Below are 16127 nucleotides of genomic sequence, written 5' to 3'. Positions count from 1 at the left end.
GGAAAAAAGAAGAGGGTGGATGCGCCCACCGCCCTACCTTTTTTTCTTACTTCTCACCACAAAAATGTGCCGATTTATCAAATCAGACGTATATAAAAGGCTTAAAAAGTAAAAAGAGATAAGAAACATTTAAAACCGTTGCACTATGCGAACAAAGTCATATGGATTTGCATACTGGAAGACTAGATTAATAAATGGCGAGCCGTATATGTATACGCACGGTTCTGGGGGGAACCTGCCGTAGAAACACAGAAAGACGGCAGGGGCTTATCCTACATATGTGCTAAATTGGCGAAAGGAAAAATATAAGGGGTACGGATATGAAGTTTGATAAGAGAATGCGGGAGCGGTTACAGGCTCTATTATCGACTGTGAGAGAATCTGTTCAAACAGAAGAAATCATTACTGAATGCTCCTTTTTCTTAGAAATGATAGCACGACATGAGCTACCAAGCTGGATGGAAGAAAAGAGATATGTAGTGATAAAAGAATGTGAATCTCCAGTGAGAATAAATAAAATAAACGCAGAACAAGGGATTCTTACCTGTGAAGAACCGGGGGGAAAATCATTCGAGGTTCGAATTGAGGAAGTCGAGTACTGGGTACCGCAAGAAGATGAGTGTATTTACTTTTATTTTGGTGGACCAGAAATGCCATGTAGGGTTTTAGGTGTAGATAAGAATGAACTGGTATATCACGACATTTTGAATGGAACAAGAGAAGGTAATCAAGAGCAGCGTACAATATGGCTCAAATGGGTAGTACCGGAATCTTGGAAAGATAGAGGGGAGTGTTTTAGATACGTCTGACCAAACATTGGAGGACACCACTTTTACTAAGTTCAAGCGAGGTTATAGCCTTGCTACAGACTTATTAAAGGCGATGTTCTTTTTTTATTTGAAAAGGGATTCATCGATGGGAGCAAAACAACTGTCACTTCCCCGGACTCGCTATGTAGGAGATTATGGTTGCCGTGCCTCTCACGCCCTGCGGGTTCGCTCCCGTTACCATGATTACGATATAGGTGAGGAACCCCATCACCATCAACCTGAGGCAAAAGATCACTCCTAAAAATACTTAAAGGGCGCCATCTATGTGTGGAAAGGGTATAATAAATTAGCAGAAGTAGACACTAAAAGGGGCTGCCTAGGATTCTTATTTTACGTAAAAGAAAAAACTAGGATACAAAAAGACAAAAGAAGAAAAGGAGATACGATGACAAGGGAAAAAGAAGGAATAAAAACAGGGTGGAACTTGGACAACAGCTATGCACGTCTGCCAAAATCATTTTTTACCAGTCTCAACCCAACCCCCGTACGTTCACCGAAGTTAATCATTCTCAATGCTCCGTTGGCAACATCCCTAGGATTGAACATCCAGGCGCTGCAAAGCAAAGAAGGGATAGAAGTGTTTGCTGGTAACCGAGTTCCTGAAGGCGCCTTGCCTCTCGCTCAAGCTTATGCGGGGCATCAATTTGGGCATTTTACGATGCTAGGGGACGGCCGGGCTCTGCTGATTGGCGAACAAATCACCCCTTTAAGTGAACGGTTTGATATTCAGCTCAAGGGTTCGGGCCGAACGCCATATTCCCGTGGAGGCGATGGTCGAGCGGCACTTGGACCGATGCTGCGCGAATACATTATCAGCGAAGCCATGCATGCGCTTGGTATTCCTACCACCCGTAGTCTAGCGGTAGTGACAACCGGTGAGTCAGTGATCCGTGAAACCGATCTGCCTGGTGCAATTCTGACCCGCGTGGCTGCCAGCCATCTGCGCGTCGGTACCTTCCAATACGTTTCAAAATGGGGCACAGCCCAGGAACTACGGGTCCTAGCTGATTATACATTAAAGCGCCATTTTCCAGAAGCTGAAGCTAATGAGAATCGCTATCTTTCGCTGCTTCAGGAAGTGATCAAACGTCAGGCCGTACTGATTGCCAAATGGCAACTGGTTGGCTTTATCCACGGGGTGATGAACACCGACAACATGACCATTAGCGGGGAAACTATCGATTATGGTCCTTGCGCCTTTATGGATGCCTATGACCCGGCAACGGTATTCAGTTCCATTGACATTCATGGCCGCTATGCCTATGGCAATCAGCCGCATATTGGCGGCTGGAATCTCGCGCGATTTGCTGAAACTCTATTGCCATTGCTGCATGTCAATCAGGAGGAGGCTATCAAACTGGCCCAGGATGCAATTTCAGATTTTGCTGGGTTGTATCACCGTAATTGGCTCGCGGGAATGAGGGCAAAACTGGGAATATTTAACGAAGAGATACAGGATGAATCCCTTATTGAAGATCTTCTCAATATGATGCAGAAGTATCGGGCGGACTATACCAATACGTTCCGGGCATTAACTTTTGGTACACAGGAGGATATGGCCTTGTTTGGGACCCCGGAATTTGCTCAGTGGCATGAGCTGTGGCAGGCGAGATTAGACAGGCAGCAGGAATCGAAAGCCACCTCTCATCAGTTGATGCGGAACAGCAATCCTGCGATAATTCCTCGGAACCATCGCGTAGAGGCCGCACTAGAAGCCGCAGTAAAACAAGAAGACTACAGCGTAATGGAACGGCTTCTTGATGTTCTTTCTAGACCCTACGCGCATTCTCCTGAACAGGCTGATTATTCCACACCGCCTGCGCCATCAGCCCTTCCTTACCGAACCTTTTGCGGTACCTGATATAGGAGGAAGTCCGCATCGCTATTAAACTGATATGAACGGGGCCTGACGGCCTTATTCATATCAGCTTGATGGCCATGCGGCTGAATGACTGAGTAAGTGTGGGAAGTTCAAGACAGGATTTCGGAGGGGAATAATGAGGAATAAGAATGAGAATTTGCTTCAGATTGCTAAAGATTTTATTAGAGAGTCTAACATGGATGTAATTTATGCTTTTGTTGGAGGTTCAGTAGGAAGAGGTGAAGCTGACAAGTATAGTGACGTGGATTTAACTATTTATACAAATACTAATTTAAGCTCAAACAAATCTGATGTTATTTATAATGGTGAAATTATTCAATTAGAAACATTACATATAGATGAGTTGCCAAATCAACATATGATTGAAGAATCTCCGTGGGATTACAGATTTTTGAATGAAATTACTATTGTTAAAGATGAAGCGGATAAATTTAGTAAGATTAAACAATGGGCCACTACTTATTTTGGCTCTGAAAACGCTAAGAAAAAGATGGTTAAACAAGTTTCAGAAATGGTTAAAGAAAGAACGATGTATGCTTTTGATTACTTAAAACAGCATAAATTTTATTCCGCAACTCACGCTTCTATGGGAGCTTGGGCAGAGGCTGGATTCTTATATTTATTTCTTAATCATCATTCACTTTCAACTGGGCTTTTAATTCCCCGAATTCAAAACTTAAAAGTGCATTTTGAGGAATTTAAACGTGTATCTCCTTTTTCTATAATAGACGATTTATCAGAAGTGCCTGTAATACTTAGCCGGTTCCGTAAGTACCTAAGAAAGCAAGGGCATTCATATATTGGCTTATGTGATATTCATGATACTTTATGTGAAAGGAAAGTCCAACGATTACTTAATAATAATGAAGATTTCAATTTACTTTGGCAAATGTATGGAGAAGCTTTATGGATTTATTTTGAAACATCAAATGGGTTATCTTTTGAACAGTATTTTGACAACCTGCCTAATGAATTACAAAAAGATTTATCGAAGATTGGATTTATTCCTTTAGAGGAGAAAAAAGTAAGAGAATTATGTAGGCTAAGTGATGAACTTTTAACTCTTTCTTGTTGAACTAAAGGGTGCTTTGTTGAAGAAGAATACTAGAAAAAGAACTGCAAACGAGCCCTTTTCTTCTCCTCGAATTATCAACATTGTTGTTTAACATAGCCAAAAGGAAAAGGACTAATTTTCGGAATTGATCCTTTTCCTTTTTTCGTTATACGATTTATTTACTTTTGTATTCTTGCTCTCTTATTCCAAAAATCTTACGTACTTTCCTTAATGCGGATATACTATCCTTAAAAATACATCAGCTAAGGAAGGAAGAATTTTTATATGCACTCACGATCCATAACATTTAGTCAGGGGGTTGCACTATATATGGGGGCAGTCCTTGGCTCCGGTATTCTTATTCTCCCTGGATATACCGCTACTGTTGCGGGACCTTCGTCCATTCTATCCTGGACAATTTTATCACTATTAAGTATCCCTTTGGCTTATACTTTTGCGAGACTTGCCTTAAAATACAAGGACTTTGGCGGAATTTCCACCATTGTCCAGAAAGCTTTTGGTTATAAGTGGAGCGCAATCGTCGGATGGTTCTTTTTTGCTTGGGTGGCTACTGGACAAGCGGTTGTAGGAATAACAGGTGCAGGATATATAGTGCATATATTTCATTTGTCGGAAATATATCTTTATTTAAAAATCGTATGCAATTGACCCAATGTGCGCTCCCAGACGAAATAGTGTCCTTCATTGATATCCTCTATATCGTACTGTTCCCCCTGAAATGCTTCTTTCCCTCCTTGTGGAAAACAAATACGAAATTTGCGCTGGATCTAAAGTAATAAACTGAATCATGGTCATATCCCCATCGTTCAAGTATTTTTTCTGCATGTCGGAATGTATGAGAAGCACACCATATGCGTCATTCTCTTCTATCCATCTATGGATAATCAACACCTTTGAAAAAATATATCTTTTCATGAACTTAGGCGCTCATCCCACCATCTAAACTTATGTAACAAAAATAAAAGGGACAAAAGGAGGATGGACTATGAATCATCCATATCCTTACATCCATACCCAATTAAAAATCCCTGTACAAACTAAAAAGTGATGTTCTGTAAGTAACGAAAAAAATTGGGAATTTTCTTCGTTACTTGCGTAAATAAAGGATAAGCCTACTATATAGCAAATACTGAGGTGTTAGAGATGGAAATGCATGTTGAAATTGTAAATTATCATCCTGATTATGCAGAAAGTATTGCAGAGATGTGGAGCAGAAGCCAGGATGCATGGGGCGGTGGTACATCTGTTCGTACTGGGGAACAAATCCGTCAGGAGGAGAACAATTCTGATTCGTTGGCCGTCTTTCTGGCTGTTTGCGATGGACAGGTTGTCGGTTATTGCAGCTTAAGTGAATATCGGGAGGACACAGGAGCGTTGTATATCCAGCTCTTGAACGTTCGTCCCGACTATCACGGTAAGAAGATCGGAAAAATGCTTGTACTGCGGGCAGTGAAAGAGACTATTGACCGAGGATGGCCACGTCTTGACCTGTATACGTGGGAAGGGAATGTAAAGGCAGTTCCGTTATACAAACGATGCGGTTTCTTTTGGGAAGACCGTGAGGATACGACGCACTTTATGAACTTCATTCCACAAATCGTTAATTGTCCAGCACTCGTACCCTATTTCTCAGATATCGATTGGTATGCTGATTTCACACGTACGATTGAAGTAGCGCCAGACGGTCGTATAGAAAACAATTTCCATACGTATACATATGCATGGACCAAGAATGGACGTGAACTTCGCGTGGATGTTGAGCGCAGGGGGAGAGGCATCTGTCTAATTGAGACGGAAGATTATATGTTATCTGCAACGGTAGAGCAGGCCGAACCCGTCTTTGGCAAAGAATATATCGTACAATATCGAATTATTAACAAATCGGATTATCCGCTTAAACTGGATTTCCAGGGCGTGTCGGACCGCAATATTGTATTTGACTGGCGAAAGTCAGTTGAAGTAGAAAGAGGAGAACAATTGCTGACCGCCCGCTTCTTTGTTGGAGAGATTGAGGAAGATCAGAGCGAGTGGCAGACCTGTCCGACTGTTTGTGCTCAGGTGGTAATCAATGATCTTCAGGCAGTACTAAAGGTTGGGGTAGTACCAAAGTTTCCAGCCAACTTGTCGATGAAGGTGCCTGATACCATATATGCCCTTCAAGGGCAGTATGAATTCTACATCGATGTTGAAAATAATTTTCTTGAAACCGCATCGTTCTCATTTGCTCTGCCCCCGGTGCCATGGCTGGAATTGGAGATGCATGAGTTCACAGTACAGTTGGGAATGAAGGAACGGGCATCTTTGACCATTCCTTGTAGGCTTTTGGATTACGGCTTTTATAGGTCACAACTCCAAATCCAGGCGACCCTAGCAAGCGGCCGGAAGGTAACATCTTCTCGAATTATCGGTGGAGGATTCAGCGGACCAGGAGCTATGTGTGTTGGTGAGACTGGGAATACACGAGTGGTTATGAACGGCAAGTATAGCCTTAATTACGATAAGGAAGACAATCAGATTTATATCCGGCGTTCAGGCTGGAAGGAGGAGTGCATATTGATGCACCCGCAAATAGGCAAGCCGTATTCAGGTGAGTTTTCTAAAAAGAAGCCGGAACATTGGGAATGGAAGCAGGAACGTGGAGCGATTGGTTTCAAACATACATACCGTTCTGGTGAATATCCGCAATTACTCCTGCATATGCATTCGCTTCTGTATGCTGATGGCACGGTAAAGTTGTGGCAGGAGGTAGAGAACGATTCGGGTACCAACATTCCTTCTAAAATGTGGGTCTCTCAGAGAATTTATTATGATTTGTACGGCTCTGTGCTTCCCTATGGAAGTCAGTTCGTCGAGATTAATGATTCTCATGGTAACGACTATGATTATTGGGATGGAAGTAAGGTAAACGAACCGTGGATATTCTCTCGTGGAGGGAAAGAGACATTCGGAATTTGCTGGTCCGATACCCACTCCATAAATTTAAACGACTGGAATATGGGGCTGGAAACTGATATTGGAAGGGTGAATGCTGGTGAAACGAAGCGTACCGGTGACATTGTTCTATCGTTTGGCGGCTTCGAAGACTGGAGATCATTCCGCAATTTTGCTTTGAAGCGCTCTGTCGCTGAGCATCCGGCACAACCTGTATGTCATATAGAACTGACGGCCAATGGCGGCAATCCGTTTGTATCCCCGGAAACGGGTAGTATACCTATAATGTTGTGCGATATAAAACAGAACATATGGGAAGGAGAAGTATCCGTTTCATATCTAGGCAATTTTGAACCGGCAGAGACGGTGTCTTTCTCGGGAAATAAAGAGGCGAAAGCTTGCTTTATGCTCCCAGCACCTGGCCGTCCTGTCGAGACAATCCGGGTGAACGCCTGTGTAGGCCCACTTGATGAGACATATCATACCTCATTATTTCAGATTGGTACAAATAGTGTAAAGCAAAGAGAAAATGTTGAATCAGGTTTTACCGTGTACGAGGCGGACAACGGACGAATTCGGATCGCTGCAGCTGCAGATTATTACCCGGGACTTCATTCCTTTACAGTGGATGGTCGGGAATGGCTGGCTACAGGTTTTCCAAAGTATGGACCGAAATCATGGTGGAATCCCTGGATCGGTGGAATCTCCGATCAATTAGATGGTTTGGGTCCGCTATCTGTCTTGAAGGAGGAACGCTCGGTTTCCTTCGTTCATCTTCCTGATGAAAAGAATAACATGTGGTCCGGAATCAAGGTTAGCTTGAACATACAGAAGCACGAGACGTATAAGGGATTAACGTTGAACGGGTACTATCTGCTACTACCAGATGTACCGATCCTTGCATATTTCACAGAAATTCAACAAGAAACTGGCATGTATCTCGATGGGAAGCACCTCATAACAGAAATGTTTTTATATTCAGGCAACGGTCCAGATCATGGCTGGTTACGAACGTTCAACCCCGAAGGGAAGCAGTTGTGTTATCGGCTTGGAAATGGGGAGCTGCAGGTGCGCGAAACGGGAGGTTATACTTTCGGACGAGAAGAACAAAAAGGGATCATGCATGTTGTGACCGATGAATCTGTCATCCAGCCGTCAGTATACTCAAACAAGGAAGTTAGTTGTCTTTCATTCTCTCACCATTTGCGGCTGCCACACGGAACTTTGAGTTGTTTGGCGCCGATATTTTTCGTTTTTACCGACGACGCTTTGCCACAGGGGGCCTTGAAGAAAATTCGCGGCCTCACATTCAAAGCATGAGAGCTCCCCATACAAAAAAATATATCTTTTTATGAACCTAGGCACTCTTCTCGCCATCTAAACTTATGTAACAAAAATACGGAGGATAAAAGGAGGCCTCATCATGTGATTATCAAACAAAGTATTGAGCAGGGTGCCCAACTTACTAAGTTAGGAGTGATAGAATGTCAGATGTTCATTTTCGAAGAATTAATGCTAAAACCGTTCTGGAGATATGTAATCTGAGCAATACCCTTTCTGAGGTTCAACGAGAAATGGTTGCAGATAATGCCGTATCTATAGCTCAAGCTTATTTCTCTGAAAATGCATGGTTTAGAGCGATTTATGCCGATGATGATGCGATTGGTTTCATTATGTTACACCAGGGAGCGGACTATGATGATGAGATAGACGCCCATGGCGTTTATTTATGGCGTTTTATGATTGCGGGTCCCCATCAAGGAAAAGGATATGGAAAACAAGCAATGGAGGTACTTATAAAACACTTAAAAGGGCAAGGGATTAACGAGATAACGACAAGTTGTGAGGTTGGAGAGGGAAGCCCTATGAGCTTTTATACTCGATTAGGGTTTACACCGAATGGAGAAACCTTTGGAGAGGAGATCGGGCTAACACTCAGGTTTTAATGAATATTTTAAAAGAGAAGGAGCTTATACCTATGATTTATAAACTTGATAAAAAAGATTATCAAAAAGTAAGAGCATTGTTACGAACACCCGAGCAAAAAAATGATTTAATGCTAAATGCAATCATTAACGGTACGAACAAAGGAGCGATTTACGTAGATAATATCGAACAACCTCAAACAGCATTAGTAGATGAAACAGGAGTAATTAGCATTTTCATTGGGGATGCTGCCAATGAAAAATTTATCCATCCTCTGCGTGAGTTTATTGATAATCAATTGAAAATAGATACATATGAATCATGCGGCGGTACGTATTTTCTTGCGCTTATACCTGACGAAAACTGGGAAAAAGTCATGAAAAAAGTGGTTTCGCATAGAGAGTATGAATGGGATTATGAGCATTACTTCCAGTTTAATCGTGAGAAATTCAATGCTCTAAAAAGCGGCTATAAACCTTTGCCGAAGGGGTATACCATTAAAAAAATTGATGCTGAAGTTATTAATAACGACTCGGATAAAATAATTTTTAATGTTTTAGATGAGTTTTGGTATTCAGTGGATGATTTTCTTCAACAAGGCCTGGGGTACTGTGTACTGAAAGGAGATAAAATAATCAGTGCTTGCCTGACCTGCTGCGTAAACGGAAAAGATCATGAGATTAGTGTGGAAACATACGATGAAGAAGAAATGAATAAAGGACTGGCAACATTGGTATGTGCAGCGTATTTGGAGCATTGCATGGAAAATGGGCTAACACCACACTGGTCGACACTTGAAACGAATGTGGAGTCAAATCGATTAGGAGAAAAATTAGGGTTTGAGTTTAAGTCGAAATGCAAAACACTTGAGTTTGAGTTTTAAATATTCCTCGAAGTTGTCGAGCTCCTCTTGGCAACCTTGGGCATCGCTGTAATTATACAGCGATGCCCAAGCCTAATTAGAAAAAGAAGAGGGTGGATGCGCCCTGCGCTCAGGCAGAAGAAAGGCTCGAGTGTCCTTTTCCGACCGCCCACCGCCCTTCTTTCTTTTCTTACCTCCCACCACAAACATGTGTTGATGTATCAAATCAGATGTATATAAGAAAGAGGTCATGTACGTATGATTAGAAAGTTGAAGTTTATTCTTCCTGTATTCTTTATTGCACTCGGCCTTATTCCTGTATGTGTAAATCAATCTATAGCATTAAACCAAACAGCCCCTTCTCCGGTTACACAGCAAACAGTAAATGCGCAACCACTTATACTGTATTCCTTATCAGATCAGACGTTAAATCAACCAGCAACCAAAATTCCTTATTATATAAAAGGGGATATCCATTACTTTACAAAATCTCAGTTGGGTTCTCATAAAACAGGTGGTCATTCACCCTGGAAAGATGATCCTTTTTTAACCGTAGAAACGATAGCTACTAACCTCATTCCAAATCTTCCAAAAGATAAATACGGAAATATTCTTATGAACGTAAAAACAGACAATAAAAATCAAATTGCAACATATGAGAATGGTACTGTAATTAAAAAAATAAGCGAAAATAAAAAGAATGCGCTTGTACAGATAATTGTACCGAATTTTGGTACATATGATATTACATTGGTTTCGCCAAAAGATGCAGCAGGAATTTACTTTATTAAAGAAATTAGATTGACGCGAATTTTCCAGGATATGAAGTAAATATTGATTTTCCACAAGGATGAGAGCTACGTGTTATGTCATGAAGTTTAGAAATAGGCGTGTCTTGGGGTATAGAAGCAGTCATAAAAAAGGGCAGCAACTTCGCTGCCTTATTGTCTACACGATTCCTTTATAGGAATATGCTGGTGAATTTATCCAACTATCCAACGTTTTCTGCCACACCTCCCAATTTTTAAGTCTATCCCTATTACCTTTGAATTTCATAAAATTTTCATTAAAGAGTGCTAACATTCTCCTTGTACGATCTACTTATTAACTGGCTAATACACGGCTGAAAGCAATGTAGTCAAAAGGAGGGCACACAAATTATGTTACAAACTCAACAGACTGTTATACAAAATAAAAAGGAGAGAACTTGGGTCTTCTGGATACTCGGCATTACTGTCATTTTTCTTTCCTTAAGCATTTGGTATACATTCTATTGTTTCCCAGGCTTATTTCATACGCGCTCATTTAAACATTTTTTCAAGGAATTTGGCTTTTATGCTAGAATCGCTTTTTTCATAGCACTGGTTCATTATGCGTGTAGGCTTATTCTGAAAAGGCGCTTAGCCCACGTTTAGGAACAGCCAGGTCAGGTAGTCCCAATATTTTTTGGAAGATAAATAATTGCGGTTAATCCCTCTTCAATATCGCTGAACAATTCAAGCTGTCCTCCATGTGCTTTCACGATACGTGTCACGATGGGGATCCCCAGTCCGTGACCGTTACTACGGTGATGCTTTCGCTTATCAGAATAGGGGAGTTCCATCAGATTGCTAAGTTGGTCCTGCGGAATTCCTTGACCGTTATCGAATACAATGATGCTGCACAGGGATTGATCGGTGTTGCCTTGTGGAATTTGTATATGGATTTCACATCCTTGTGGGTTGTGAGTAATACTGTTTTGCACTAAATTGGTTAATGCTCGTGTCAATAGCTTTTCGTCACCGTTAACAGTAATTGCTTCGTCTCCGATGTCTAATTGGATATTATATTTCTCATCCAATCCATTGTTTAGAAAATCTGAAGCAACTTGCCGCACAATGGGAGCTAGTCGCATTGGTTTGTTTACAAGAGGCTGCATTTCGTACTCCAGCATAGATACAAGGTTGAGGTCTTTAACCAATTCGCGTAATTTAACCCCCTGTTGCCGAATTATAGCAGCTTGCTTCCGCTGCTCTTGTGACAAATTCGGATTTTCTTCCAAATCACTGGCGTAGCCAAGAACCATAGAAAGAGGTGTACGTATATCATGGGATATCCCGGCAATCCAATTGAAACGGGCCTCGTCCCTTGTTTTTAGCGCTTCATTTTTAGCCTTTAGTATATCGGAGGCATGATTCAGGCTTTCAGCCAGTTCACTAAGAATGCCTTTTGGCTTAATGTGGACGGTCTGTTCGTGAGCAAGTGCATGAATACCATTGACTAATGATCTTAATGGTGCAATTAACCGCCCACCAAGTAGCATAGAGAACAATAATGCCAGTAATATATTTCCGATGAGTAGTCCGACTAAAATAAATGGAATTGAGGCGATAAAGTCACTCGGATAGCTCAAATAGTATTTTCCGTAACTATCTTTTGGATAGCCTATTACGACCAATCCATCAGGATGTTCCCAGACAAATACTGGATAATCCATTAGAAACGAACGAGAAAACTTCGCAACTTCTGTCAGTGAATAAGTTTTCGGAATTTCAGCTGGTAAAGCATAGCTCCAGGACACCTGTCCAGTGTTATTAATTAACATAGCCCACAAATGGTTGTGCTTTAGCAGCTTTTCTGCTTGTGTATCAAGGGAATACGCACCGTTACTTCCTTCTAATTTGTTAGCAACTGTTTTAACCAAGCCTGCGGAAGATAAACTGCCTTGTGGTACAGTAATCATAAATCCGACAATAAAATTTATGAATAAAAGCAGAATAGAGATTAATATTGTTGCTCCGGCAAATCCCCGCAGGATACGTAATGTACTGCTCATGTTTTTACCCCTTAACTATTAGTTTATATCCTAAACCACGCACCGTAAGCAGGCTCTGAGGCTGAGACGGATTCGCTTCGATTTTTTCGCGAATACGGCGGATGTGCACCATCAACGTATTTTCGTAACCGTATGCATCATCACCCCAAATCGCTTGACAGAGGGCATCACTCGTGATGATGCGGTTTTTGCTTTCATAAAGCTTCAAAAGAAGTGCATGTTCTTTTGCGGTCAGAGGTTGTTCCTTGCCGTTTTTATACACCGTCGCACTTTCAAGATCAATCGTGCAGTTTATTAAGTCAAATATAGGCAGACTTTCCCGCCGTGCCGGTGCATAGACACGTTTTAAAATTGCTGTCAGACGTAGTGTGAGTTCTCTTGGTAGAAAAGGTTTAACTACATAATCATCCGCACCTAAGCCAAGTCCAATTAAACGGTCTTCATCTTCTCCACGGGCAGAGAGGAATAGCACTGGCATTATGGAAAATTGCCGGATACGGCCAAGCAGGGAAAAGCCATCTTCATCAGGAAGCATGACATCCAGTATGGCAATATCAGGTTTGACGGAATGGCATAGTTCAATAGCTTCAGCACAATTTCCAGCTAAATAAATGCGAAAATAGCCTTCTTTACGTAAAAAATTTTCAATCATTTGACGCAAATCTGGCTCATCATCAACAATAAGTATCTTTTTGTTTTTTAAATCAGTCACTATAATCACCCATTTTTAGTTATACAAGATTTTTAGCATACTTTGAACATGGTAACACGATTTAAGGTAGCTGTAAGGTTATATTCAGTTTGGGGTTAGGTAATCGTTGTATCTTACTATTGAATGCAGGTAACTGACAAACACAAACAAGGAGTAGATAGTATGACAGAGATGATTTCAACCTATAAGCTGTCCAAGCAATACGATGGTGTATATAGGGTCAAAGATCTGAATTTGAAGGTGTATGAAGGAGACATTTATGGTTTCCTCGGACCCAACGGAGCTGGCAAATCCACCGCGCTGAAAATGCTGTTAGGCTTGGTTAAACCTACTGATGGCGGAGTGAATATGTTTGGTAAAGAATTCGGTGCTAATCGGTTATTTATTTTGAAAAATACAGGTTCTCTCATAGAGTCTCCTTCATACTACGGACATTTGAGTGGACTGGAGAATATGAGGGTGATGCAGCGCTTACTCAACGTTCCAAATAGGAATGTTGATGAGGCTTTGCGCATTGTGCGCCTTGAATCTCATAAAGGTAAAAAGGTTAGTCAGTATTCGTTAGGTATGAAGCAGCGTTTAGGTATCGCAATGGCATTAATGGGGTTTCCGAAGCTATTGATATTGGATGAGCCTACTAACGGTCTTGATCCCGCAGGTATTCAGGAGATACGTGAATTAATTCAATCTTTGCCGCAACGTTTTGGGATGACAGTGCTTATCTCCAGCCATCTGTTATCTGAAATTGATCAAATTGCTACAAAGGTCGGCATTATTAATAATGGTGAGCTTATTTTCCAAAATAGTATGGATGCGCTCCGCGCCCAGAGCAAACGCACCGTTGCTTTACGTACACAAAATATATCAGAGGCAAAGTCGATTTTGCAGAAATATCGGTTTACACCCGTACACCAGGATGATTATCTCATCTTTGAAGATATGCCGGATGAACAGATTGCAACTATTAACCAACTGCTAGTGACTTCTGGTATCGGTGTGACCCGCATTGAGGAACGAAGAAAAAAACTGGAGGATATTTTTCTTGAATTGACTGGAAAGGTGAGTAGCTTGTGATGGGATACGCGGCATTGGAATTTTACAAGATACGCCATAAAAAAATATTTCTTATGATAGTTTTTTTGCTTTGTATTGAACTATTCTGGGCCTTTATGTCTGGGAGCATATCCTTGTCCCGCGATCCTGATGCTGTTTCATGGGAGGTAATTATCACAATTATAGCACAGATGAATGGCCTGTTCCTGCCTATTTTGACGGCGGTAATCGTATCTCGCATCTGTGACATGGAGCACAAGGGAAACACATGGAAAATGCTTATGGCTGCATCGGTTAAACGTGAACAAATTTATGCAGCTAAATACATTTGTGCGTGCTCACTGATACTATTTGTTATCGTTCTACAACTAGTAGCAATTGTTGTGTTTTGTCAGAGTAAAAGCTTGACTTCACCAATCCCATGGGAATTGCTGGTGCAGACTGCAATGGGAACGCTAGTAACGAGCATGGCAGTGATCGCATTGCAGCAATGGATATCACTGGCTGTACCAAATCAGGCCTTTGCCCTGTGTCTAGGAATGTTGGGCGGATTCATTGGAATAACAGCTAGCCTTTTCCCAGGTATGGTACGACATTTTTTTATCTGGTCGTATTATAATGAGCTGTCTCCTATTGTAATGAAGTATATTAACTCGTCCGTAGTTTATGTAACTCAGGGGTTATCATTTCCTTTTGTCGGTGGTCTTTTACTGTTTAGTGTGTTGCTATATGCAGTTGGGAATTTTTACATTTGTCGTAAAGAAGTGTAAAGGAGGATGATAGTATGTTAATTAGGACGTTTTCTTCTGAATGCATAAAACTGCGGCATTCCTATATATGGATTGTCCTATCTGTATTACCTATATTTAGCGTGTTGATTGGTTGTGCCAACTATGTGTTTAACAGAGGAATATTGCAAAATGAGTGGTACAGCTTGTGGACGCAGGTGGGTTTATTCTACGGGGAATTCTTTTTTCCAGTATTGATTGGAATTTGCTGTGCATTTTTGTGCCGATTTGAACACATAAATCAGAATTGGAACAGCATTTTGACGGCCCCTGTTCCCATACGGGATGTTTTTCTTGCAAAATTGATGATGGTTGGATTACTGTCTGCTGTAACGCAGGCTTTCTTCCTTTCATTATATTTTATAGCTGGAAAATGGGTAGGGCTAATCTCGCCTTTTCCCTCTGAAACATTAGGCTGGATATTCCGGGGGTGGGTTGCATCTCTTGCCATTGGCGGAGTCCAGCTATGGCTGTCCATGCGTATCCGTAGCTTTGCTGTACCTGTTGGTGTAAGCATTTGTGCTACTCTAATTGGACTCGGGTTATATGTCAATCATTTGGGCATGTTTTACCCATATTCGTTGCTGACCATCGGTATGGGTGTATTAAGCCAAGATAGTCTTGCAATGATGGAGCATGTTTTGTTTTACGGGATGAGCGGACTATTTATTATCTTGTTTTGTATAAGTGGAATTCGCAGGCTTAAAAAGACGGATATTGTTGCGTAACCGTGCTGCCGCATTATAACTAAGCCCTTGCAGAAGGAAGGCCAGCGTGTCTCTTTCTTACCTCTCACCATAAAAATGTATCGATTTGTCAAATCAGATGTATATAGAAGGAGAAGACCATGATAAAAAATAGCAGAAGGAAAACACTTCTTTTTATTTTTATGTTTATTTTATTGTTTGTTATGATTGCATCCCTTTATGGATGCAACAATACATTTTTAAAGCCTGATGATCCAGCCGGAAAGGATATTTATTATACTCGAATCAACAATGATGATGTTAAGAAGAATGAAGATGAACGCCATGAATACAACCTAATTTCCTATGATAAGGACGGAAACGAAAAGAAATTAAAGTTTACAACAGCTCGGAAATTAAGGGAACATGCCTACATTAAACTTTATGTTGCAACTTTTCGAGGGGTGACAAATTGGCAGGAAGTTCAACTTGATGATCTGCCTGGAAAAGTACAAGAGAAATATAAATAGTAAAATTTAACTTCCCTCCGAAAGAAGTCTCCCACTT

The 16127-nt window shown here is 41.2% G+C and carries 15 protein-coding genes; 13 read left to right on the top strand and 2 right to left on the bottom strand.

Features of this window, described 5'->3' with window-relative positions; all coding sequences use genetic code 11:
• Nucleotides 1–320: 320 nt before the first annotated feature.
• From HMPREF0083_RS03045 to HMPREF0083_RS03005, 9 genes are all read left to right on the top strand, one after another.
• On the top strand, nucleotides 321–809 hold the full coding sequence (locus HMPREF0083_RS03045; RefSeq protein ID WP_021619545.1) for a hypothetical protein: 489 nt from the start codon (nucleotides 321–323) through the stop codon (nucleotides 807–809).
• A 106-nt stretch (nucleotides 810–915) separates the two neighbouring features.
• Nucleotides 916–1071, top strand: a complete 156-nt coding sequence (locus HMPREF0083_RS27800) for a hypothetical protein (RefSeq protein ID WP_155847223.1) — start codon at nucleotides 916–918, stop codon at nucleotides 1069–1071.
• Nucleotides 1072–1215: 144 nt separating this feature from the next.
• A complete protein-coding gene (locus HMPREF0083_RS03040) occupies nucleotides 1216–2691 on the top strand; it encodes a protein adenylyltransferase SelO (RefSeq protein WP_040301308.1) in 1476 nt (491 codons plus the stop codon).
• Between the two features lie 136 nt (nucleotides 2692–2827).
• The gene (locus tag HMPREF0083_RS03035) at nucleotides 2828–3787 is read left to right on the top strand and encodes a nucleotidyltransferase domain-containing protein (protein WP_021619543.1); all 960 of its coding nucleotides are present in this window, start codon (nucleotides 2828–2830) and stop codon (nucleotides 3785–3787) included.
• A 264-nt stretch (nucleotides 3788–4051) separates the two neighbouring features.
• Nucleotides 4052–4435: an amino acid permease gene (locus HMPREF0083_RS03030; protein WP_148315841.1), complete on the top strand. Its 384-nt coding sequence runs from the start codon at nucleotides 4052–4054 to the stop codon at nucleotides 4433–4435.
• A 495-nt stretch (nucleotides 4436–4930) separates the two neighbouring features.
• Nucleotides 4931–8038 carry a GNAT family N-acetyltransferase gene (locus tag HMPREF0083_RS03020; protein ID WP_021619540.1) on the top strand — a complete coding sequence of 1036 codons (3108 nt, stop codon included), beginning with the start codon at nucleotides 4931–4933 and terminating at the stop codon, nucleotides 8036–8038.
• Between the two features lie 164 nt (nucleotides 8039–8202).
• Entirely contained in the window at nucleotides 8203–8664 is a 462-nt protein-coding gene (locus tag HMPREF0083_RS03015) for a GNAT family N-acetyltransferase (protein ID WP_021619539.1), read from the top strand.
• Between the two features lie 32 nt (nucleotides 8665–8696).
• Entirely contained in the window at nucleotides 8697–9527 is an 831-nt protein-coding gene (locus tag HMPREF0083_RS03010) for a GNAT family N-acetyltransferase (protein ID WP_040301320.1), read from the top strand.
• 237 nt (nucleotides 9528–9764) lie between these two features.
• Nucleotides 9765–10337: a hypothetical protein gene (locus tag HMPREF0083_RS03005; protein ID WP_021619536.1), complete on the top strand. Its 573-nt coding sequence runs from the start codon at nucleotides 9765–9767 to the stop codon at nucleotides 10335–10337.
• A gap of 595 nt (nucleotides 10338–10932) precedes the next feature.
• On the opposite strand, the gene HMPREF0083_RS02995 is transcribed toward HMPREF0083_RS03005, so the two are convergent.
• Nucleotides 10933–12321: a sensor histidine kinase gene (locus tag HMPREF0083_RS02995; RefSeq protein ID WP_021619534.1), complete on the bottom strand. Its 1389-nt coding sequence runs from the start codon at nucleotides 12319–12321 to the stop codon at nucleotides 10933–10935.
• A 4-nt stretch (nucleotides 12322–12325) separates the two neighbouring features.
• The gene (locus tag HMPREF0083_RS02990) at nucleotides 12326–13033 is read right to left on the bottom strand and encodes a response regulator transcription factor (RefSeq protein ID WP_040301304.1); all 708 of its coding nucleotides are present in this window, start codon (nucleotides 13031–13033) and stop codon (nucleotides 12326–12328) included.
• A gap of 162 nt (nucleotides 13034–13195) precedes the next feature.
• Between HMPREF0083_RS02990 and HMPREF0083_RS02985 the strand changes: the two genes are divergently transcribed.
• The 4 genes from HMPREF0083_RS02985 (at nucleotide 13196) to HMPREF0083_RS02970 (ending at nucleotide 16090) form a co-directional block, all read left to right on the top strand.
• Complete coding sequence (locus HMPREF0083_RS02985) at nucleotides 13196–14107, top strand: ATP-binding cassette domain-containing protein (protein WP_040301302.1); 912 nt, start codon at nucleotides 13196–13198, stop codon at nucleotides 14105–14107.
• On the top strand, nucleotides 14107–14856 hold the full coding sequence (locus HMPREF0083_RS02980) for an ABC transporter permease (RefSeq protein ID WP_021619531.1): 750 nt from the start codon (nucleotides 14107–14109) through the stop codon (nucleotides 14854–14856). Before HMPREF0083_RS02985 ends, HMPREF0083_RS02980 begins: the two co-directional genes overlap by 1 nt.
• Before the next feature lie 14 nt (nucleotides 14857–14870).
• Complete coding sequence (locus HMPREF0083_RS02975; RefSeq protein WP_040301300.1) at nucleotides 14871–15602, top strand: ABC transporter permease; 732 nt, start codon at nucleotides 14871–14873, stop codon at nucleotides 15600–15602.
• Nucleotides 15603–15721: 119 nt separating this feature from the next.
• Nucleotides 15722–16090 (top strand): YxeA family protein, encoded by a 369-nt coding sequence (locus HMPREF0083_RS02970; protein WP_021619529.1) that lies wholly within the window; start codon nucleotides 15722–15724, stop codon nucleotides 16088–16090.
• Nucleotides 16091–16127 lie beyond the last annotated feature (37 nt).

Origin of the sequence: Aneurinibacillus aneurinilyticus ATCC 12856, assembly GCF_000466385.1 — a bacterium.
Lineage (GTDB): Bacteria > Bacillota > Bacilli > Aneurinibacillales > Aneurinibacillaceae > Aneurinibacillus > Aneurinibacillus aneurinilyticus.
The sequence above is the reverse complement of the archived record's forward strand: the minus strand, read 5'-3'. Positions and strand labels throughout refer to the sequence as shown.

What these genes read in the sequence shown, in the direction of transcription:
- HMPREF0083_RS03040 (WP_040301308.1), top strand. Translation starts at nt 1,216, where the DNA reads ATGACAAGGGAAAAAGAAGGAATAAAAACAGGGTGGAACTTGGACAAC.
- HMPREF0083_RS03015 (WP_021619539.1), top strand. Translation starts at nt 8,203, where the DNA reads ATGTCAGATGTTCATTTTCGAAGAATTAATGCTAAAACCGTTCTGGAG.
- HMPREF0083_RS03020 (WP_021619540.1), top strand. Translation starts at nt 4,931, where the DNA reads ATGGAAATGCATGTTGAAATTGTAAATTATCATCCTGATTATGCAGAA.
- HMPREF0083_RS03010 (WP_040301320.1), top strand. Translation starts at nt 8,697, where the DNA reads ATGATTTATAAACTTGATAAAAAAGATTATCAAAAAGTAAGAGCATTG.
- HMPREF0083_RS02995 (WP_021619534.1), bottom strand. Translation starts at nt 12,321, where the DNA reads ATGAGCAGTACATTACGTATCCTGCGGGGATTTGCCGGAGCAACAATA.
- HMPREF0083_RS03045 (WP_021619545.1), top strand. Translation starts at nt 321, where the DNA reads ATGAAGTTTGATAAGAGAATGCGGGAGCGGTTACAGGCTCTATTATCG.
- HMPREF0083_RS02980 (WP_021619531.1), top strand. Translation starts at nt 14,107, where the DNA reads ATGGGATACGCGGCATTGGAATTTTACAAGATACGCCATAAAAAAATA.
- HMPREF0083_RS27800 (WP_155847223.1), top strand. Translation starts at nt 916, where the DNA reads ATGGGAGCAAAACAACTGTCACTTCCCCGGACTCGCTATGTAGGAGAT.
- HMPREF0083_RS03030 (WP_148315841.1), top strand. Translation starts at nt 4,052, where the DNA reads ATGCACTCACGATCCATAACATTTAGTCAGGGGGTTGCACTATATATG.
- HMPREF0083_RS03035 (WP_021619543.1), top strand. Translation starts at nt 2,828, where the DNA reads ATGAGGAATAAGAATGAGAATTTGCTTCAGATTGCTAAAGATTTTATT.
- HMPREF0083_RS03005 (WP_021619536.1), top strand. Translation starts at nt 9,765, where the DNA reads ATGATTAGAAAGTTGAAGTTTATTCTTCCTGTATTCTTTATTGCACTC.
- HMPREF0083_RS02985 (WP_040301302.1), top strand. Translation starts at nt 13,196, where the DNA reads ATGACAGAGATGATTTCAACCTATAAGCTGTCCAAGCAATACGATGGT.
- HMPREF0083_RS02975 (WP_040301300.1), top strand. Translation starts at nt 14,871, where the DNA reads ATGTTAATTAGGACGTTTTCTTCTGAATGCATAAAACTGCGGCATTCC.
- HMPREF0083_RS02970 (WP_021619529.1), top strand. Translation starts at nt 15,722, where the DNA reads ATGATAAAAAATAGCAGAAGGAAAACACTTCTTTTTATTTTTATGTTT.